The 20,635-nt window shown below is 46.5% G+C and carries 20 protein-coding genes; 13 read left to right on the top strand and 7 right to left on the bottom strand.

Annotation, left to right across the window (positions count from 1 at the left end; genetic code table 11):
• Positions 1-177: 177 nt before the first annotated feature.
• The 4 genes from thrA (at position 178) to AC1DYT_RS13860 (ending at position 5,491) form a co-directional block, all read left to right on the top strand.
• The gene (thrA, locus tag AC1DYT_RS13875) at positions 178-2,628 is read left to right on the top strand and encodes a bifunctional aspartate kinase/homoserine dehydrogenase I (protein ID WP_477470181.1); all 2,451 of its coding nucleotides are present in this window, start codon (positions 178-180) and stop codon (positions 2,626-2,628) included.
• Between the two features lie 51 nt (positions 2,629-2,679).
• Positions 2,680-3,666, top strand: coding sequence for a homoserine kinase (locus AC1DYT_RS13870; protein ID WP_477458015.1), 987 nt, complete (start codon positions 2,680-2,682; stop codon positions 3,664-3,666).
• A gap of 125 nt (positions 3,667-3,791) precedes the next feature.
• The gene (gene thrC / locus AC1DYT_RS13865) at positions 3,792-5,102 is read left to right on the top strand and encodes a threonine synthase (protein WP_477470180.1); all 1,311 of its coding nucleotides are present in this window, start codon (positions 3,792-3,794) and stop codon (positions 5,100-5,102) included.
• 2 nt (positions 5,103-5,104) lie between these two features.
• Positions 5,105-5,491: a hypothetical protein gene (locus AC1DYT_RS13860; RefSeq protein ID WP_477470179.1), complete on the top strand. Its 387-nt coding sequence runs from the start codon at positions 5,105-5,107 to the stop codon at positions 5,489-5,491.
• Between the two features lies 1 nt (position 5,492).
• Here AC1DYT_RS13860 and AC1DYT_RS13855 read toward each other — a convergent pair whose 3' ends face one another.
• Both AC1DYT_RS13855 and AC1DYT_RS13850 read right to left on the bottom strand, forming a co-directional pair.
• Positions 5,493-5,795, bottom strand: coding sequence for a type II toxin-antitoxin system RelE/ParE family toxin (locus AC1DYT_RS13855; RefSeq protein ID WP_477470178.1), 303 nt, complete (start codon positions 5,793-5,795; stop codon positions 5,493-5,495).
• Positions 5,783-5,965, bottom strand: a complete 183-nt coding sequence (locus AC1DYT_RS13850; protein WP_477470177.1) for a hypothetical protein — start codon at positions 5,963-5,965, stop codon at positions 5,783-5,785. Before AC1DYT_RS13850 ends, AC1DYT_RS13855 begins: the two co-directional genes overlap by 13 nt.
• 70 nt (positions 5,966-6,035) lie before the next feature.
• Here AC1DYT_RS13850 and AC1DYT_RS13845 point away from each other — a divergent pair, with 70 nt between their 5' ends.
• The gene (locus AC1DYT_RS13845; protein ID WP_477470176.1) at positions 6,036-6,641 is read left to right on the top strand and encodes an HAD family hydrolase; all 606 of its coding nucleotides are present in this window, start codon (positions 6,036-6,038) and stop codon (positions 6,639-6,641) included.
• A gap of 194 nt (positions 6,642-6,835) precedes the next feature.
• On the opposite strand, the gene AC1DYT_RS13840 is transcribed toward AC1DYT_RS13845, so the two are convergent.
• Positions 6,836-9,130: a TonB-dependent receptor gene (locus AC1DYT_RS13840; protein ID WP_477470175.1), complete on the bottom strand. Its 2,295-nt coding sequence runs from the start codon at positions 9,128-9,130 to the stop codon at positions 6,836-6,838.
• A gap of 62 nt (positions 9,131-9,192) precedes the next feature.
• Positions 9,193-9,525 (bottom strand): hypothetical protein, encoded by a 333-nt coding sequence (locus tag AC1DYT_RS13835; protein WP_477470174.1) that lies wholly within the window; start codon positions 9,523-9,525, stop codon positions 9,193-9,195.
• Between the two features lie 138 nt (positions 9,526-9,663).
• Here AC1DYT_RS13835 and AC1DYT_RS13830 point away from each other — a divergent pair, with 138 nt between their 5' ends.
• The 4 genes from AC1DYT_RS13830 to AC1DYT_RS13815 all read left to right on the top strand — a co-directional run bounded on the left by AC1DYT_RS13830 (position 9,664) and on the right by AC1DYT_RS13815 (position 13,554).
• On the top strand, positions 9,664-10,008 hold the full coding sequence (locus tag AC1DYT_RS13830) for a hypothetical protein (protein ID WP_477457969.1): 345 nt from the start codon (positions 9,664-9,666) through the stop codon (positions 10,006-10,008).
• Between the two features lie 2 nt (positions 10,009-10,010).
• Positions 10,011-10,718: a peptidylprolyl isomerase gene (locus AC1DYT_RS13825; protein WP_477470173.1), complete on the top strand. Its 708-nt coding sequence runs from the start codon at positions 10,011-10,013 to the stop codon at positions 10,716-10,718.
• 445 nt (positions 10,719-11,163) lie between these two features.
• A complete protein-coding gene (locus tag AC1DYT_RS13820) occupies positions 11,164-11,931 on the top strand; it encodes an exodeoxyribonuclease III (RefSeq protein ID WP_477457967.1) in 768 nt (255 codons plus the stop codon).
• Positions 11,932-11,985: 54 nt separating this feature from the next.
• Positions 11,986-13,554: a M1 family metallopeptidase gene (locus AC1DYT_RS13815; protein WP_477470172.1), complete on the top strand. Its 1,569-nt coding sequence runs from the start codon at positions 11,986-11,988 to the stop codon at positions 13,552-13,554.
• Positions 13,555-13,557: 3 nt separating this feature from the next.
• Here the strand turns inward: AC1DYT_RS13815 and AC1DYT_RS13810 are convergent, their stop codons facing one another.
• Complete coding sequence (locus AC1DYT_RS13810; protein WP_477470171.1) at positions 13,558-14,565, bottom strand: PD-(D/E)XK nuclease family protein; 1,008 nt, start codon at positions 14,563-14,565, stop codon at positions 13,558-13,560.
• Between the two features lie 39 nt (positions 14,566-14,604).
• Positions 14,605-14,889 carry a nucleotidyltransferase family protein gene (locus tag AC1DYT_RS13805; RefSeq protein WP_477470170.1) on the bottom strand — a complete coding sequence of 95 codons (285 nt, stop codon included), beginning with the start codon at positions 14,887-14,889 and terminating at the stop codon, positions 14,605-14,607.
• A gap of 113 nt (positions 14,890-15,002) precedes the next feature.
• Between AC1DYT_RS13805 and AC1DYT_RS13800 the strand changes: the two genes are divergently transcribed.
• On the top strand, positions 15,003-15,911 hold the full coding sequence (locus tag AC1DYT_RS13800) for an alpha/beta fold hydrolase (protein ID WP_477470169.1): 909 nt from the start codon (positions 15,003-15,005) through the stop codon (positions 15,909-15,911).
• Positions 15,912-15,968: 57 nt separating this feature from the next.
• Here AC1DYT_RS13800 and efp read toward each other — a convergent pair whose 3' ends face one another.
• Complete coding sequence (gene efp, locus AC1DYT_RS13795) at positions 15,969-16,532, bottom strand: elongation factor P (protein ID WP_477470168.1); 564 nt, start codon at positions 16,530-16,532, stop codon at positions 15,969-15,971.
• A gap of 402 nt (positions 16,533-16,934) precedes the next feature.
• Here efp and AC1DYT_RS13790 point away from each other — a divergent pair, with 402 nt between their 5' ends.
• The 3 genes from AC1DYT_RS13790 (at position 16,935) to rpiA (ending at position 20,498) form a co-directional block, all read left to right on the top strand.
• On the top strand, positions 16,935-17,690 hold the full coding sequence (locus AC1DYT_RS13790; RefSeq protein ID WP_477470167.1) for an ROK family protein: 756 nt from the start codon (positions 16,935-16,937) through the stop codon (positions 17,688-17,690).
• A gap of 24 nt (positions 17,691-17,714) precedes the next feature.
• Positions 17,715-19,721, top strand: coding sequence for a transketolase (gene tkt, locus AC1DYT_RS13785; RefSeq protein ID WP_477470166.1), 2,007 nt, complete (start codon positions 17,715-17,717; stop codon positions 19,719-19,721).
• Between the two features lie 81 nt (positions 19,722-19,802).
• Entirely contained in the window at positions 19,803-20,498 is a 696-nt protein-coding gene (rpiA, locus tag AC1DYT_RS13780) for a ribose 5-phosphate isomerase A (protein ID WP_477470165.1), read from the top strand.
• The last annotated feature ends 137 nt before the right edge of the window (positions 20,499-20,635 follow it).

Raw genomic sequence — 20,635 nt, 5'->3', positions numbered from 1 at the left:
GATAATCGTATGGTGTAAAACATAAAGACAAACCAAATGAAAGCCTTCCTCCGCAAAGAGGAAGGCTTTTTTTTGGCCTCACCTAAATCCTCTCCAAGGGAGAGGACTTAAAAGAGATTTTTACCCTCTCCTTTGGAGAGGGTAGGGTGAGGCCAAAGATTTAATTTTATCGCAATAATGAAGGTACTAAAATTCGGGGGAACCTCGGTCGGATCGGTAAGCAGCATCAAAACCCTGCTGGATATTTTAAAAGAAGAGAACAAAAACGGCAGCAAGCCTGTGGTGGTTTTATCGGCCATGAGCGGCATTACCAACCTGCTGGTTTCTATGGCAGAAGGTGCCGCAGCCGGCAAAGAGTTTACGGCAGAACTGGCCGAACTGGAACGCCGCCACTTTGAAGTGGTAAAGGCGCTGCTGGATATTCAAAACCAAAACCCTGCTTATACGCGCCTAAAAATCCACTTTAACCAGTTAGAGGAATTGCTGCAGGGCGTACTTACCCTGCGCGAGCTTACCGCAAAAACCCGTGATACCATCCTCAGCTATGGCGAGCGTTGCTCGGCCATGATGATTGCCAAGATTGCGGCGCAGCATTTCCCCGAAGCCATATTCGTTGATGCATCAGAACTCATCAAAACCGACAGTGCGTTCGGCAATGCCCGCGTTAATTTGGAACTAACCGACCGCCTCATACAAGGCTTTTACGCCGAAAACAGCGATAAGCTGCTGGTTGTAACGGGCTTTATTGCAGGTAACGAAGCCGGGCAAATCACAACCCTCGGCCGTGGCGGCAGCGATTATACTGCGGCTATATTCGGCTCAGCATTGAACGCACAAGAAATACAAATATGGACCGACGTTAACGGCATGATGACCGCCGACCCGCGCATGGTGAAAAAGGCATTCTCGCTGGAAGAGCTCACCTATACCGAAGCGATGGAGCTATCGTACTTTGGCGCCAAGGTAATTTACCCGCCAACCATGATACCGGCCTTTTTGAAGAAGATACCAATCGTTATCAAAAACACCTTCGAGCCGGAGTTTGCGGGTACGGTTATCCGTCACGATTGCAAATCGTCAACCCTGCCCATCAAGGGCATATCCTCTATCAATAACATCAGCATCCTCAGCCTCGAAGGCAGCGGCATGGTGGGCAAATCGGGCTTTAGTGGTCGCTTGTTTTCCTTGCTGGCCCGCGAGCAGATCAATATCATCCTCATTACCCAATCGTCATCAGAGCACAGCATCACCTTCGCGGTACAACCCACAGATGTAGGCAAGGCACAATTACTGATAGAACAGGAATTCGAACTGGAGCTGTTAGCCAATAAGCTGGAGCCGCTTGTAGTAGAAAAAGGCCAGGCCATATTAGCCATCGTAGGCGAAAACATGAAGCAAACGCCCGGCGTGAGCGGCAAGCTGTTCCATGCGCTGGGGCGTAACGGCATCAACGTACGGGCCATTGCGCAGGGCTCGTCGGAGTACAACATCTCGGTGATCATCTCCGCCACGGATCTGGCAAAAGCGCTGAACGCGGTACACGATGCCTTCTTTATCGAGCTAACCAAAACGCTGCATGCATTTTGCCTGGGTACGGGCAACATCGGCAAAACATTGTTTAAGCAACTGGCAGATAACGCCGGATTTTTGCAAAAAAACAACGGAATACAGGTTAAAATAGCGGGAATAAGCAACACCCGAAAAATGGTGTTCAGCAGCGATGGTTTGCCATTGGATAGCTGGGAAGATGACCTGGAACAATCGCACCATGTGGCTGATTTGAAAACCTTCATCCACCACATGAAAGAGATGAACCTGCCCAATTGCGTGTTCATTGATAACACTGCCAGCCCAACCCCGATAGGCTTCTACGAGGAGATTTTTAAATCGAATATCTCCGTAGTTACCTGTAATAAGATAGGCAACTCGGCAAGCTACAGCCAATACAAAACCTTCAGGGATACCGCACGCCGCCACGGGGTTGATTTCTTTTACGAAACCAACGTAGGTGCCGGCCTGCCAATCATCCGTACGTTAAAGGATTTGATGAGCAGCGGCGACAGGGTGCAGCGCATCGAGGCCATCCTTTCGGGAACCATATCATACATATTCAATTACTTTAAGGGCGATGCCAATTTCCACGATGTGGTGAAAGAAGCCCAGGAAAGAGGCTATACCGAACCCGACCCGCGCGATGACCTCAGCGGCAAAGATTTTATGCGCAAGATGCTTATCCTGGCCCGCGATGCCGGCTACGAAATGGAAGCAAGCGATGTGCAGATAGATGCCATACTACCCAAAGCTTGCCTGGAAGCACAAACCGTGGACGATTTTTATGCTGCTTTAAAAGCAGAAGATGCTTTCTTTGCAAACTTAAAAGACACTGCCGAAAAGGATAAAAAAGTGTTACGTTACATCGGCAAACTGGAAAACGGCAAAGCATCTATCACCCTGCAAATGGTTGATGAGGCCCACCCGTTCTATATGATGAGCGGCAGCGATAACATCATCTCTTTTATAACCGACAGGTACAAAGAACGCCCGCTGGTAGTAAAAGGCCCCGGTGCTGGTGCCGAAGTTACCGCCGCAGGTGTATTTGCAGATTTGATAAACATTGGGGCTAATTAGAGGCAAGAGTTTTAGAATCAAGAGACAAGAAAAATGGCGAAAGCCTTAGTTATGAGTAACGATATACAAGATTTAAAAGAACCGGCTGTGGCACATACAAAAGGGTTAGATAGCATTCACGTTTTCGCGCCGGCTACCGTTGCCAATGTGGTTTGCGGTTTTGATGTGCTGGGCTTCGCCGTAAACGAGCCAGGCGACGAGGTAATTATGCGACGGACCAATAAACCCGGCATAACCATTAGTAAAATTACCGGCGATGACGGTCGCCTGCCGCTTAACCCGGCCAAAAATACCGTAAGCGTAAGCGTGCAGCATTACCTGCAAAGCGTTGGACGTACAGATATCGGTTTAGATATCGAGCTGCATAAAAAAATGCCTATCGGCAGCGGGCTGGGTTCAAGCTCGGCCAGTACGGTTGCGGGCTTGTTTGCCATTAAAACCCTTTTGGGCGACGAAACAGATGCAGCTACCTTATTGCCGTTCGCTATGAAGGGCGAGGAAATGGCATGCGGCCACGGCCATGCCGATAACGTTGCACCGGCCTTGTTAGGCGGCTTCGTGCTTATCCGCAGCTACGAACCGTTGGATGTGGTCCGCTTGCCACACCCGGCAGGCTTATGGTGCGCCATCGTGTTCCCCGATGTGGATGTGCCTACCCGAGAAGCCAGGCAAATCATCCGCAATAAAATCTTCATGAAAGATGCCGTTACCCAATGGGGTAACATTGCCGGCTTGGTGAGCGGCCTGTTTATGCAGGATATAGACCTCATTGGCCGCAGCATGAAGGATGTTTTAGTTGAACCGGTGCGCAGCATGCTGATCCCTGATTTTTATATCATGCGCGAAATAGCGATGGAAATGGGCGCAGTAAGCTTCGGCATTTCCGGCTCGGGGCCATCAGTATTTGCTTTTACACGGGATGAGGAAACCGCCAAACGCATCACACAGAAATTACAACAGCACTTAACCGGTATTAAAATAGGCTCCAATGGTTATGTATCAACCATAAATGATGCGGGGCCAAGGGTGATAGGGTAGGCCTCTCCACTACGTCATTGCGAGGAACGAAGCAATCCTCGGCAAGCAGGGCGTATATGCAAAGCTTAGAGATTGCTTCGTTCCTCGCAATGACGCGGGGTTTATTACAATTCTGATTCAGACAAATGAAATTCTACAGTACCAATAATACAGAACTAAGGGTTGGCTTCAAAGAGGCCGTTTTTAACAGCATGCCGCAGGATAAAGGGCTTTATATGCCCGTGGAGATACCGCATCTGGGCGATAAATTCATTCACAACCTGGATCAATACACCCTGCCCGAGATTGCTTACCATGTGGCGCAAACCCTGTTGGGCGACGATATCCCCGCTGCAGACCTTAAAGCATTGATCAAAGAAGCCATCAACTTTTACGCCCCGGTAGTAAAGCTGGAAGATAACGTGAACGTGCTGGAGCTTTTCCACGGCCCATCGTTGGCTTTTAAAGATTTCGGCGCGCGCTTTATGAGCCGCGTGATGAGCTACTTTTTAGAAGATGGCGAAAAGCAACTGGATGTGCTGGTAGCCACATCGGGCGATACCGGCGGTGCCGTTGCCCTCGGCTTTTTGGGCGTGCCCAATACCCGCGTTACCATCCTTTACCCTAAAGGGAAAGTGAGCGATATACAGGAATTACAACTCACCACCAATGGCCAAAACATACGTGCGTTGGAAATCGACGGCACCTTCGACGATTGCCAGGCTCTGGTGAAACAAGCCTTTACCGATGCGGAGCTGAACGCGAAATTCCGCCTTACCTCGGCCAATTCTATCAATATCGCAAGGCTCATCCCCCAAACATTCTATTACTTTAATGCTTATGCGCAGTTGTTGAAACGTGGCACCAGCAAAGTAGTGTTTGCGGTACCTAGTGGTAATTTCGGTAACATCGGCGCGGGCTTGCTGGCCTGGAAGATGGGCCTGCCGGTAGAGCGATTCATAGCGGCAACAAATGCCAACGATACCGTGCCCGAGTTTTTAAAAACCGGCGTGTACCAGCCAAAGCCATCGGTGGCAACGCTATCCAACGCCATGGACGTGGGCAACCCAAGCAACTGGGTGCGCATTGCCGATTTGTTTAAAGAAGCCCCCGAGGCCTTGAATGCGCTCATTGCCGGTTACACCTATAGCGATGAGGACACATTGGCCGCCATACAGGAGATATTCGACAGCTATAAATACGTGGCCTGCCCGCATACCGCCATCGCGTGGAAGGCGCTCAAAGCTTATCAACAGGAAAACAAGGCGGACGACACCGCTGGTGTATTTTTATCTACCGCACACCCCTGCAAATTCCCGGATGTGTTTACCGAACAGATAGCCGGCGAAATTGCTGTGCCCGAGCAGGTAAAAGAACTGGAAGAAAAAGACAGCAAGGCCGTAAGTTTAGGTACGGGGTTTGACGAATTTAAAAGATATTTGCTGGAAAATAATTAAGCATGAGCAAGATTGGCCTTAAACAGGCTTTGATAATATTAACCCTGCTTGTTTTTGGGTTGAGCAGTTGTAAAAAGAAAATGCCTTTTACCCGCGATGGTTGGAACGACGGCGACGGCCTCGACTTCCCCAACCGGTATATGATGGTGGAGGATTTGATGGCAACGCACAAGCTTAAAGGCATGACTTATAAGCAAGTGGTGCGTTTGCTGCATTCGCCGCAACGCCACAGCCATACTGATAAAAGTTTTTATTATGATATCACCCTCGAAATGAAAGGCATCGATACAGCTTATTTCAAAGGCTTGCTGTTTAAACTAAATGCCGATTCGGTAGTGACTGATGTACAGGTATTTGAAAAGACGGCTAAGAAGAAGGAAAAGAAATAAGTTATCTCAAGTGTGGATTGTTTGATAGCAGTCGCTTGATATGATGGACTGTCAAAATATCTATTTTCGTTTCAGAAACAATGCGGTATATTATTCTATAACTCCCTTGTATGATTTCCCGAAGAGACTCATCGTTCTTTTCGGGAACAATCTTTCCTGAATAAGGGTGAATTTCTAAAACTTTAACTGCTTCAAAAAAACGACCTACTTGTATTTCAGCGTAGTGTTCAGAATCATTGGCTATAAACTCGGCTATACCATCAACATCTTTGATTGCTCGTTTCGACCATTTTACTTTAGCCATTTGGATAATTGCGCTTTTGCCTCATCTGTTGACACGGTTTCGCCGTTGTACGATTGCAATAACCCTTCATCTATTTTTTCAAGCAGGATAAGCCTATCCATTATTTCGTCTAAGCTAAACTGCTTAGGCAAATCATCAATAGTTTTTAAAACATCTTCTCTTGTAAGCATATCCCTAAATTTATTTAAATATACTAAACGCTCATTATAATTAAAAGTGTTTATTTAGCCTAAAATTATCATGATCAACACCATCATATTCGACCTCGGTGCAGTACTTATCGACTGGAATCCCGATTATATGTACCGCACTATTTTTACCGATGAACAGGAAATGCGCCATTTCTTAACTAACGTTACCACATCCGATTGGAACGAGGAGCAGGATGCCGGTCGCTCCTTACAGGAAGGTACCGAATGGCTCATAGCCAAACACCCACAGCACGAAGAAAACATCCGCGCCTTTTACGGCCGCTGGATAGAGATGCTGGGTGATGCTTTTGAGGGCACGGTGGAGATATTCAAAGAATTAAGAGAAAGCGGCAAGTACAAGATATACGCCCTTACCAACTGGTCGGCCGAAACTTTCCCGCTGGCGCAGGAACGGTTTGATTTTCTAAATTGGTTCGATGGCGTGGTGGTATCCGGTGCTGAAAAAATGCGCAAGCCCGCGCCTGAGTTTTACCAGATATTGTTAGATAGATACAACGTAAACCCGGCGGAATCTTTATTTATAGATGATAATTACCGCAACATACTGGCAGCAGAGAAAATGGGGATTAATTGTATCCATTTTACATCGCCGGAGAAATTGCGGGAGGAACTACAGATTATCAATATCTTATAATTACTGCCGAATGATTTAACCACAAAGAACACAAAGAGAAATACACAAAGAGCACAAAGTTTTTTTTCTTTGTGCTCTTTGTGTTAAGTGGTTTGCAAATCCTTTGCGCTCTTTGTGGTTGCCTCGCCACTAACAGCAAAGCCCCGCGGATATTACTCTACGGGGCTTTTGCTTATGATTAATTGTTGTTTTGGCTATTTGGTACCAAAGGGCAGGTAAAAACCGAAGGTGATATTACGCCCCGGGTTATACACGCCAAAGGTAGGGTCTTCCTGGCTGTAACGGCCCGGCCTCAGTCGGCTAAGCGCATCGTAGTAACGCTTGTTGGTTAAGTTATTGCCCGATACATACACCTTCAAAGGCTGCGCGCCAAGTTTAAAGGTTGCGCCAATGCCTGCGTTCAGCAAGGTATAGGCATCTGCAGGGGTTTCAAAGGTGGCATCGATACGGGTTTGCTTAAAGAAGTTATCGATGCCGGCAGACAGGTAGAAATCTGACAGGCCTTTTATTTTCGGCTCAAAACGCAGGGTGTTATGCAACACGCCTGCTGGTATCAGCGGCAAAGGCCTGTCGAAACTTTGGTTTTGCGCGCGGGTGTAGCTAAACGTATTCTCGAAATGCAGGAAGGATACCGGGTGCAGCGTCAGGTTTCCTTCAAAGCCATATAGGTTAGCGTTTACCTGGCCATAGCGGTAGGCATCGTAACTGCGCGGCAAGCCGGTGGCTTCGTCGGTAACGGTTATTTGCTCGTTATTGGTGTTTGATGCGTAGATGTAGTTGTGAATATAGTTCTCGTAAATACCAAAACTACCCGTTACGAAACCCGATCCATACTCCAGCGTGGCATCGGCCTGGTAGCTGCGCTCGGGTGCCAGGCTGCCGTTGCCAATCTCGTAGCGGTTGGTGCCCTCGTGAACACCGTTCGAGCCAAGTTCGGCAGGGTTTGGCGCGCGGAAGGCGGTACCTGCGTTTGCCTTAAAGTTGAGCACATCGCTAAAGGTATGGGTATAGCCAACGGCACCGCTCAGGTTGCCGAATTTATTATCGAAGCCCGTGAAAACTTCCTCGCCATCCACAAACTGCTGCTTGCCTTTGTTCTGAATATAATCAACCCGCAGCCCTGCGCTGAAGGTATTCTTGTCCCACACCTTTTTGATATAGCCGAATGCGCCGGTGCTATATTCGTCGTACGCAGGCACCAACAGCTCCACGCCTTTGTTTACGCTGTGGCCCAGGCTGGCGCTAAGGCCTATAACGGGGTGCCAGCCATCAAACTCGCGCATGTAATACTTGGCATCCAACGAATAGGTGTTCAGGTCGAAAAATAAAACCGGGGTTGGATTATCCTCCAGCTCGCGGCGTTGGTTTTTCTGGAAACCGAGGTCGAGCTTGAGCGAGTTGCTGCCGAATATGAAGTTGTTGTTTAACGCTAATTTATAATGGCGGATATCCTGTTTCGGGTAATCAAGCGTGCGGCTGGTGTTGTTGCTGTACAGGTCGTCGCCGGGTTCGGCATCAAAAAAGCCGATATTGGTTTTAAAGTATGAGAAGTTAAGATGCGAGTATCCCCAGGCCTTGTTTACGCCCAGCATACCGTTAACATCGGTTTGGTTAAAGCCGCTGTTTTGGAAATAGCCTGCGGGCGTATTGTAAGAGTGCGCATTTTGGTAAGTGCCGCGCCCGCGCCAAACAAAGCCATTTTCATTACCGGTTAGCATCAACGAGGTATTAATAAGGCCGCTATTGGTAGAGTAATTGCTCAGCACTTCGCCTTTAACAGTTCCCTCTGCCGGAGATGGCGGGTCAATGATATTGATAACACCGCCAAGCGCATCTGAGCCGTACATCAACGATGCCGCGCCGCGCAGTACCTCCACCCTTTCGGCCTGGAACTGGTCTATTTCGATGCCATGCTCATCGCCAAACTGCTGGCCCTGCTGTTTAACGCCATCGCTTAGCGTAACCACGCGGTTATAACTTAAACCGCGTATAACGGGTTTAGAGATAGCCTGGCTGGTGGTTATCTGGCTAAGGCCGGGCACCTGCCGGGCAAGGGCATCGATCAAATTGGTTGATGCACCCTGCAACTGTTCCTTACCAACCACGGTGGCCGATGTGCTGTTGCTGCGGCTGCCGGCGGTAATAGGCGTGCCGGTTATCACCACTTCGTGCGCCTCTACTATGCTGGTCTGCATGGCAAAAAGCAAAGGCGTAGTAGAAGCAAAATCTACGGTTTGGGTAATAGTTTTGTAGCTTACATATTGTACCTGTACTACATATTTGCCGGTGGATGGCACCGAGCGGAAAACGAATTCTCCGTTGGCATCGGTTGCTACTGAAACGTGCAGGTCGGGGATGCTGACCACGGCACCTACGAGCGTTTCGTTGGTTTTGGCATCAACCACTTTACCTTTAATAATATTAACATCGGCAAAGGCCGCAATTTGTATAAACAGGAGAAAAAGGGAACTAATGAATTTCAGTTTCATAATGATAAATTGAAAAATCCGTGATGGTGCCACACAGGGCGGCTTAATTAAGAATTTGTTGATTATGAAACAACAGGAGGAGCACGCCCGGCAGCTAAAATGAGGGCTATGCTGGTAAATTCGTAAACGGGAGATTTAAAGGTATGCGTTGTGGTTATCAGGGTATGCGTATAAGCCACATGGCCCGATAGTTCCATTGCTACATGATGCATGCTGTCGCAAACTTCGCACTTCTCTTTTACGAAGGTATGGGTCGAAGTTTTACAATCGTGACAGGATGTGGCATGCACATTTTTTACCTGGTTGTGCTGGTGAGCATAAACCATATACTGGCCTGTTGCAAAGCAAAGCAGTAATGCCCAGGCGTAAAAAATATGGAGCGTGCTCTTTTTCACAATAGATGATGTGCTTTTGGCAATTTTATGCAAAGCTAATTAATAATATGCCAACGCGATGTTTGCATGGTAACAATATTGTTAATTGCGCGAAATCATTACAATTTTAAACAGCGTCGGCTGCGTATATTTGCCTGCATGAAACCTGCCGAAATTAACCAGAAGTTTGCCCAATTACAGGACCGCATCGCCGCCGACTTTGATAACGAAAAGCCGGATATTAAAGTACTGCTGTTTTTAATTGGCGTGCAGGAATTGGGCCAGGGCCCCCGCAAATTCAATAAAAGGCAAAAGGAAGAGCTGATGCACATAGCCAATTGCAAGCTGTTTAGCCAGATGGGCTTTTACGAACTGGAAGGCCAGGACCAGGACGGTTGGCCACATTGGAAGTTGGTGAAAACGATTCCCAATTATGCTATTTTAGAGCAGGAATTACTCATTAAATCGCTTATTGTTACTTATTTCGAGGAAAACGGATATTGAACATGAAAAAACTCTTTACCCTCAGCTTACTGCTGCTTACAGCGAGCATTGCCTTTGCAAAGCCACCGAAGAACCAATACGTGCGCATACGCACCAGCTATGGCGATTGCATCATACGCCTGTATAACGAAACGCCGCTGCACCGCGATAATTTTATTAAGCTGGCGAAACAGGGCTTCTATAATGGAACGCTATTCCACCGGGTGATACAAAATTTTATGATACAGGGCGGCGACCCCGATTCGCGCGATACCAGCAAAGCAAAGTCAGGCGCCGAACTGGGCAACGGCGATGTGAAGTACACCATCCCCGCCGAATTCCGCGATAGCCTTTTCCACAAACGTGGCGTTTTAGCTGCCGCGCGGGATGATAACCCCAAAAAAGCATCCAGCGGTTGCCAGTTTTATATTGTGGAGGGTAAGCGCTTCACCCCTGGCCGGCTAGATACGCTGGAGAACACCCGCCTTAAGGGCCGCAAGATACCCGCCTGGCAGCGCGATATCTATACCACGGTAGGCGGCTCGCCCCATCTCGACCAAAACTACACCGTTTACGGCGAGGTAGTAACCGGCATAGATATGGTAGACCTGATAGCTGCCGTTAAAAAAGACGCCCGCGACAGGCCAATCGTAAACATACCGATGACTGTGGAGGTGCTGAAAAAGAGCGAGTGCAAGGCTTTGGATAAATTGCTTAACCCGGGCCGGTGAAGCCCCCTGGCCCCTAAAGAGGAACCTTTTGATTGGCAATAGGGCTGGAATTTCCTGGAAATCTACAGCTAAACCGGTTCAATTTATTGGAAAAAGCTGGAAATTTTTTTGCGGCCCGAACACCGGCTTTTAGGCAAAAACAGCCATTCCATGCAAATTTCGCCCTTTTTAAGTTTTCAAAGAAAAATCCATAAAAAGCACTAAAAACACCGAAAAAGCTCCGAAAAACTCGGATTTTTTACGGTGTTTGGCAAATTTACGCTGGTGGCTGAGGCGATTTGACGGCATGTATGCTCTTCCTTCGCATGGCCCAATTCCACCAAATTTCCCCAACATTTCTATAAAATAAAATTGGACAAGCAAACACGCCAAAACCCGTGTTACCCTTCGGCAGTTTTTTTACTACTTTTACTTCGGCCCCTTTAGTGGGCTGGGACTCTTCATCATGAAAATAATCACTTACAACGTTAACGGCATCCGCTCTGCCATCAATAAAAACTGGCTGGCCTGGCTGCAGGCTACCGATGCAGATGTAGTTTGCCTGCAGGAAATAAAAGCTACGCCCGATGTACTCACCGACCTGGGCCTGATAGATGCGCTTGGCTACCAGCACTTCTGGTTCCCTGCGGAGAAGAAGGGCTATAGCGGCACCGCAATTTTCAGCAAGATATTACCCAACCATGTAGAATATGGCTGCGGCATTCCTGATTTCGACCGCGAGGGCCGCTGCATCAGGGTAGATTTCGATGAGGTATCAGTAATGAGCGTTTATTTCCCATCCGGTTCCAGCGGCGATGAACGGCAAATATTCAAATACCGTTTCCTGGATGAATTTGGCAAATACCTAACCCTGCTAAAGGTAGAGCACCCTAAACTGGTAGTTTGCGGCGATTACAATATCTGCCACCGTGCTATCGATATCCATAACCCGAAATCGAATGCCAATTCATCAGGCTTTTTGCCCGAAGAGCGCGAATGGATGGAGAACTTTATTGAATCGGGTTTTGTAGATACGTTCCGCCATCTAAACAAGGAGCCGCACAATTATACCTGGTGGAGTTTCCGTTCCGGTGCCCGGGGTAAGAATCTTGGTTGGCGGATAGATTATGCGATGGCGAGTAAAGAACTCGAGGGGAATATCAAACGAGCCGCTATTTTGCCCGAAGCAAAGCATTCGGACCACTGCCCGGTGTTGCTGGAATTGGAGTTTTAGCCCCCTATCCCCCTGAAGGGGGAATCGAAATTGTATATCATAAAAACTATTGCCATGCGTAAATATTACCTGTTTTTATTTAGCCTGATACTTAGCTTATCCGCAAAGGCCCAACAACCAGGCGCACCAATCGATGTGCAGCATTATAAGTTTGCCCTGCAACTGAACGATGCCGATAACAACATAAAAGGGCAAGCGACTGTGCAGGTTAAATTCCTTAAAACGGTTAGTGCCTTCAGCCTGGATCTGATTAAAAAGAAGGCCAATGGCAAAGGCATGCTGGTATCATCGATAACAGAAGGAGGCAAGGCGCTAAGGTTTAAACAGGATAGCACTTCCCTGGTTATCACAGCAAAGGCTAACACAAGTAGCGCCCATACCTATACCATTAAATACAGCGGCGTACCTGCCGATGGATTGATTATCTCTACAAACAATTACAAGCACCGAACCTTTTTTGGGGATAACTGGCCAAACCGCGCCGAAAACTGGCTGCCTTGCGCCGATCATCCTTCAGATAAAGCCTCTGTGGAATTTGTCGTGACCGCCCCCGCTCACTACAACGTAGTAGCCAATGGTCTCAAACTGAAAGAGCAAACCCTGCCCGGCAACCGAAAGCTGACGCACTGGAGCGAAACGGCGCCAATCTCTACTAAAATTATGGTAATTGGTGTCGCCGACTTTGCTATCGACCACACCGGCGATGTAAATGGCATCCCCGTTTACGCCTATGTATTCCCGGAAGATAAAGAGGCTGGATTTAAAAGCTACGCCTACGCTACCGAGATACTGCCCTTTTTTATTAAGAACGTTGGCCCGTACGCGTATAAAAAACTGGCCAATGTACAGTCTAAAACAATCTTCGGCGGCATGGAGAATGCGGGTTGTATCTTCTATTATGAAGAATCGGTGAAAACCCCCACTATCGAAGAACTGATGGCACACGAGATAGCCCACCAATGGTTCGGCGATGCCGCCAGCGAAAAAACATGGCCTAACCTGTGGCTGAGTGAAGGTTTCGCTACCTATATGACTAACCTATACCTCGAAAGCAAATACGGCACAGAAAAACTTAAGCAACGCCTGGCGGCAGATAAGGGAACAATATTCGCTCTGGAGAAAACACATTTCGCTGCTGTTGTTGATACCACTATAACCGGCAACTATATGCAACTGTTGAATGCCAACAGCTACCAAAAAGGCGGCTGGGTGCTGCACATGCTGCGCCGCAAGCTGGGTGATGATTTATTTTGGAAAGGCATTAGCAGTTACTATGCGCAATACAAAGACAAAAACGCCAATACCGACGACCTATGCACAGTAATGGAGCAAGCCAGCGGCGTGGACCTGAAACAATTCTTCAAACAATGGCTGTACACCGCAGGGCATCCGGCGTTGATGATTGAGAAATCGTACGATAAAGCATCAAAAACTTTAACGTTGCACATAATCCAGAAGCAGGACACCGTTTATGAATTCCCTTTAGAATTTACGATTGACGGAAAAGCCGGCATCATCCGGGTAACAGAAAAGGAAATGACCATGAAATTTACTGCCGATTCGGGTGACATCGTATTCGACCCGAATGTTAACTTATTGGCAACGATAAAGGTGAGCAATTAATGGTTATCTCGTATGCCAATCAAGCTCTTTAGTTTGAGACGAAAAATCCTTTATTAAATTGAATGCTAATATAAACCACTGCTCAATAGCTACGTCCATATTTTCCGAGCTAATAAAGTCACTAAGTGGTTTGTGAAGGCCTATCCACGAATTTTCACTATTTGCAAACAATGCATCAGAACCGTAGGTGTTAATTGCATTCTGAAACTCCTTTCGCTTATTATTTCCCCCCGAGCACCATATCCATACCGTCAGGCTCGGAACATCTGTAAGTCTGAAGCCAAAACCGAGTTCTGAATATCCTGTTCCAAAAGGAGTGTCCATTAATAGGATATATCTTGAATGCTCCTTTATTTGTTTCAAGAGCGCCAAATCTTTTAAACGAGGCCCGATAATTTTATTAAATGAGGGCCTAATCTTATCTAGATAATTGTCTAACTTTTTAAGAACCGGATTGATTTGTTGCAGTGCAATCAGGTCGTTAAAATTGAAAGTCATGTTGTCGCTCATGTTATGATTGTTTAAAAACTCTAAGTATTCTTTAATAATAGACAGGGATTGCCATGTCTTCAAAAATTTATAAATATCGGCCCAACGAAATTGTGCGAAATTGTGTTCTACAAAATCTTTGGGGTCATTATATTTTGTACAGTATCTTAAGTGTGTTATCTGATTGTTTTTGTATTTATTCAACGCCTTTCCATATCTTTCCAATTGAATATATCCCTCTTTTGATTCCACTTTGTTTTCAATAAAGCAAAGGACACTTGGCGACTTAACAACTAAATCTACGCGACAATCTGGGCAAAAATCATCATTTAACAAATAGATGTCCTGTGTGCTTATGGAAAATCCATCGCCCTCAATGTTCAATATATGATTTACAAATGATGTGAGTATTTCTTTGTTCCCGTCTAAGATACCAGCTAATATCTCGGTAGTAAAATCCTCAAGCGGAGTCTTTATTGCATTGGTACGGTAAAGTTTTAATAATCGGCTGTATATATTCATCGCCGGATTATAAATAACAGCATTTTAAAATGCCTCTGCTCATAAAATGGCAATTGCAGACTGAAGGACTTCCTGCCTGATAGACGGTTTGATGGCGCTGTATTCAACGAGGTCTACTTTGCGGTGGGTCAGTTCGGCTATTTCCTCCTCAAGCGAGAGCAGTTTAAATATAGTAAACCCAGTATCTCCCTCAATTAAAAGGTCGATATCGCTGTCGGCATTATAATTCCCTTTGGCTATGGAACCAAAAATGGCGGCGCGTTTAATGAAGTAGCGCCTTAGCACAGGTAAAATAAGCTGCTTGTATTTCTCTATTTCCTGCATAATCAAATGTAAAACATTAACACCGAACAAAAAAGCCTCCAAAAAGGACGTCACTTGCCTCTCATGTGCTTTAATGATACATTTGCCGCAACCTAATTGCCATCGTAATCGCAATGCAAATAAAACATACTTCGTCTTTTAAAAACCCGGAGCAAGATACCGCCTGGTTTAAGAACTGGGTTGCCCAACTGGAACAGGCCAACAAGAAAACCTACGAACGCATCTCCGTTAAAACATCGTTAGGCCATACGCAGGTATGGGGTGTAAATACGCAGCTTAAGGAAGCCGAAACGTTGGTGATATTTCCCGGCGCGCGTACCACTTCGCTGTTTTGGGATTTAGATAACGGGCTGGTCAACCTGGGCACGCCGTTGAGAATATATCTGGCAGAAACCAACGGACTGCCCAACTTAAGCGATGGCAGCACGCCTGATATTAAATCGGAAGGGTATGGTGAATGGGCGGCAGAAGTATTGGATATGCTGAATATCGGCAAGGCTTATATCGCCGGTGCTTCTTTCGGTGGGCTAATAGCTATGAAGCTTTGTATCTCGCACCCGCAAAAAGTGCAGGCTGCATTTTTACTTAATCCGGGCTGTTTGCAGTCCTTTTCGCTCACTCTAAAAAACCTGTACTACAATTTGCTCCCCATCATTTCTCCCAGTGAAAAAAACGTACGGAAGTTTTTGGGTAAGGCAATCCTTTGCAAGCCAACACATCAAATTTCCCCGGCAGCCGAACAGTTGCTGATCGATTATGAAGTATTTGCAATAAGCCGTTATAAGGATAACACCCAAAAACCTTACGACATGAACAAGGAACTATTAAAGATAAATACGCCCACCTACCTGCTGGAAGGCACTGCCGATATATTATTCCCTTACCAGAAATCAGTTGAGGCAGCCAAAGCTAAAATCCGCAGTTTAAAAGATGTTAAAGTGTTTAATAATGTGGGCCACGGCATTGAGACCTACGCGCCGACAATGGCCTATATCGGTAGGGTAATAGAAAGCTTAAAATAAAAAAGCCTCCCAAAGAGGCTTGAAATTTCTTACTCCCCTTTCGGAGACTGGGCAGACTTACCCTTTCACCCGCTCAACATAGGTGCCGGTAGCGGTGTCAACCTTTACTTTGTCGCCTATATTGATGAATAAGGGTACGCGTATCTCTGCACCGGTTTCAACGGTTGCATTTTTTTGCGCACCTGTCGAGGTATCGCCTTTTACGGCTGGTTCGGTGTAGGTTATCTCCAATTCGGCAGAGCCTGGGATAGAACCCATTATCGGTTCGTCGCTTTCAAAAGCTACGATTACGTTAGTGCCTTCCTTCAAAAATTTAACCGCAGCGCCGAATAATGACTTGGGCACGTTGTGCTGGTCGTAAGTGGCGTTATCCATCACCACCAGCGCATCTCCGTCTTCGTACAGGTATTGGTAATCGCCGGTCTCTACGCGGCGTATATCTACCTCTTCATCGGTACGGAAACGGTATTCGACCAGCTTACCCGACCGCACGTTACGCATACGTGCCTGGTAAAATGCGCGCAGGTTGCCCGGCGTGCGGTGTAAAAACTCTTCTACCTGTACCAACTCCCCATTGAACTTAAGGATGTTGCCGTTTTTTATATCAGATGCCTTTGCCATATTAAGTTTAAGATTGAGGGGTAAAATTAATTATCTGAGCGTAAATGTGCAAATGAGGAAGATTTGATTTCAAGTGTGCGGATTACAGATGGGCAAATAAGAGAAATAACCCTGTTATGCTTTTTTTCATCTGCACATTTGAAATTTGCACATCTGCACATCGTTTCCTCAATGTCAAAAAAGTCGTTTTTTGCAATAGTTGACCAACCTTTTTAAAATAAAGGGCTTAATTAGCCAAAGTTAGGCCATATGGTAACGGTTTCGTGGCTTGTAAGCATAAATATAGTGTTAAGATTAAATAAAGTATAGTGTTTTAATATACATTTTATACGTATTTATTATTAAAAATGTGATATTTACAAACTCTAAAAATCAAGCAAGTGTATACAAAATCACCGGTTAATGAAAACTACGCCAAGCCAGATAAAAATCCTTTCTATTGATATCGGTGGTTCCAGCATTAAGGCCACAATTTTGGATAGCAAAGGCACGCTGAAGATGGACTACAAGAAAGTGGTAACGCCAAAACCGGCTAACCCCGAAAACGTGATCAAATCCATCAAAACGCTGGTGAAGGATTATCCGCCATACGATAAGGTATCGGTTGGCTTCCCCGGTTACGTGCGGAACGGCGTTGTAAAAACAGCTCCAAACCTGGGTAACGATTTTTGGAAGGATGTAAATTTCCGCCAAAAGCTGGAGGATGCTTTGGGCAAAGATGCACAGGTAGTGAACGATGCCGACATGCAGGGCCTCGGCGTAGTAAGCGGCAAAGGCCTCGAAATGGTGATTACCCTGGGTACTGGTTTTGGTACAGCATTATTAATGGATGGGCACCTGCTGCCGCATTTAGAGGTAGCGCATCACCCGGTATCAAAAGGCCGCGATTATGACGAATACATCGGCGATATAGCCCTTGATAAAGAAGGCGTAAAAAAATGGAACAGCCGTATTAAAAAGGTTTTCAAAATTCTGAAAACTGTGTTTAATTACGACTACCTATATATAGGCGGAGGCAACTCCGATAAGCTTACTTTTAAGCTTGATAAAAACATGAAGATAGTAACCAATGCGGATGGCATAAAGGGCGGGGCGAGATTATGGGCAGAAGATAAACACCCGGTTACCCATACAGCAATGGCAACCCCAACAAAATAAATACCCCTCTTTTTTAATACAATAATGGAAAAACCAAATCAAGCACTCGAAACATTAGCGATAGATACCGTAAGGATCCTTTCTGCGGATGCAGTACAAAAAGCAAACTCGGGCCACCCGGGCACCGCAATGGCACTGGCACCAATGGGCCACGTATTGTGGACCAAATTTTTGAATTACAACCCCAAGAACCCCGATTTCGCGAACCGCGACAGGTTTATCCTTTCGGCAGGCCACGCTTGTATATTGCAATATAATTTCCTGTACTTAACAGGTTACGATTTGAGTTTAGACGATATCAAGGCATTCCGCCAGATGAACAGTAAAACCGCCGGTCACCCCGAATACGGTTTGGCTCCCGGCGTAGATGTTACTACCGGCCCATTAGGCCAGGGTTTCGCCAACGGCGTAGGCTTTGCCATCGCGCAAAAACACCTGGCAGCGCGTTACAACAAACCAGGCTTCGACCTTTTCAACTATAACGTTTATGCTATCGTAAGCGATGGCGATATGATGGAAGGCGTAACATCAGAAGCAGCTTCTTTAGCTGGCCATTTACAGTTAGGCAACCTGATCTACTTATACGATGATAACCATATCTCGATAGAAGGCAGTACCGATATCGCCTTCAACGAGGATGTAAGCGCGCGCTTCCGCTCTTACGGCTGGCATGTGCAGGAAATTGCTGATGTGAACGATACCCATGCTTTAGAGCTGGCTTTGATCAATGCAAAATCCGAATCGCAGAAACCATCGCTTATCCGCGTACGTTCGCTGATCGCCTACGGCAGTCCTAACAAATCGGGTACAGCAGGCTCGCACGGTTCGCCGCTGGGTGCCGATGAGATAAAACTGGTAAAAGAATTCTTCGGTTTCGATCCGGAAAAATCATTCAACGTGCCTGCCGAGGTTTTAGAATACTACCATGCCAAAGGCGCACGCGGCGAAAAAACCGAAGCCAAATGGAACGAACTGTTTGCTAAATACAAAGCGAAATTCCCGGAATTAGCTGCTGAATACGAAACCGCAGCATCAGGCGAACTGCCTGCAGGCTGGGCCGATAAACTGCCTGTTTTTAAAGGAAGCGACCCTAAAATGGCAACCCGCCAGGCATCGGGCAAAGTGCTTAACGCAATCGCTGCAGGCCTGCCAAACTTAATTGGTGGTGCAGCAGATCTGGCCCCATCTACCGAAACCAACCTGAAAGAATACGATTCATTCACCTCAGAGAACCGCGCGGGCCGCAACTTCCACTTCGGTATCCGCGAGCATGCCATGGGTTCGGCATTGAACGGTATGTCGCTTACAAAAGGCGTGCTGCCCTTTGGCGCCACCTTCCTGCAATTTGCCGATTATATGCGCCCGCCGATACGTTTGGCAGCCATTATGAAGATCAGCCCGATATTCGTTTATACGCACGATAGTATCGGCCTTGGCGAGGATGGAACAACGCATCAGCCAATAGAGCATTTAGCCACATTGCGCGCTATCCCGAACGTTACTGTTATCCGTCCGGCAGATGCCAACGAAAGTTCATTTGCCTGGAAGGTAGCCATAGAGAAGAAAGGTGGGCCAACCGTATTGATATTCACCCGCCAGGGATTACCTATTCTCGATCAGGATAAATACGGCAAAGCATCAGGTGTAGAAAAAGGCGCTTATGTATTATCAGAAGCCAGCAAAGGCATTGACCTGATACTACTGGCAACCGGTTCTGAAGTAGCGTTGATTATGGATGCGCAGGCCAAACTGGAAGCAGAAGGTATCTCAACCCGCGTGGTGAGCATGCCATCATGGGAGTTATTCGAAGCGCAGGATGCAGCTTACAAAGAATCGGTATTGCCTAAAGCAAGTCGCAAACGTTTAGCTGTAGAAATGGCATCGCCTATGGGCTGGCACAAATACACAACAGACGAGGGCGACACGCTTTGCATGACCACCTTCGGCGAATCGGCCCCGGCAGAAGACCTATACAAACACTTCGGCTTTACAGTTGATAACGTAGTTAAAAAAGCGAAAGCGCTTTTATAGATGTGAGATATTAGATTTGAGATTTGAGATAAAAGAGGCTTCGGTCTCATATCTCAAGTCTCACTTCTCAAATCTAAAACAATGAGTTTAATAAGCGAGCTTAAATGGTCCTCCGAGATCATCAACCCAATTGGTAAGCAAAAAGTAGCGCAGCAAATTGCCGCAATGGTGAAGGACGGCGATATACTGGGCGTGGGTTCGGGTTCTACGGTTTATATGGCGCTATTGGCCATTGCCGAACGCATCAAAGCCGAAAAACTGAATGTGCTGGCCATACCCACATCGATAGAAATATCCATGTTTTTGAGCAAGCTGGGCATACCCATGACTACTTTGTACGAGCATACGCCCGATTGGCTTTTTGATGGCGCCGATGAGGTTGACCCAAAAAACAGCCTGATAAAAGGCCGCGGCGGGGCCATGTTCAAAGAGAAACTTTTGATAGCCAGCAGCAAGCGCAGCTATATTATTGTAGACGATAGTAAGATAGTAGACAAGATAAATACCAACTTCCCTATCCCCATAGAGGTGTTCCCGCAGGCATTGCTGCATGTGGAAGCCGAGCTAAAAAAACTGGGGGCCAACAGTATTATACTCAGGCCCGCAAAAGGCAAGGATGGCCCGGTAATTACCGAGAACAATAATTTGATACTCGATTGTTATTTCGACAATGTGCCCGACACAATGGAACGCGATATAAAGGCCATCACAGGTGTAATAGAAAGTGGGCTTTTTATAGGTTTTGAGCTGGAGATTTTGGTAGCAGCCAATAACTGATGCTTTTTTACGCTGGCATAGCACAATAAGGAGATTTGCTTAACAAAAGATAGCTGATTAATTAAGAACTTTACATAAACAACAAGAGGCTATTGGCCTCAGCAACAACACAAAACGAACAATTTTAATATTCCTGA

The organism is Mucilaginibacter sp. P1_D10, from assembly GCF_056406215.1.
Note: the sequence above shows the minus strand (reverse complement) of the source record. Positions and strands in the feature narration are given on the sequence as shown.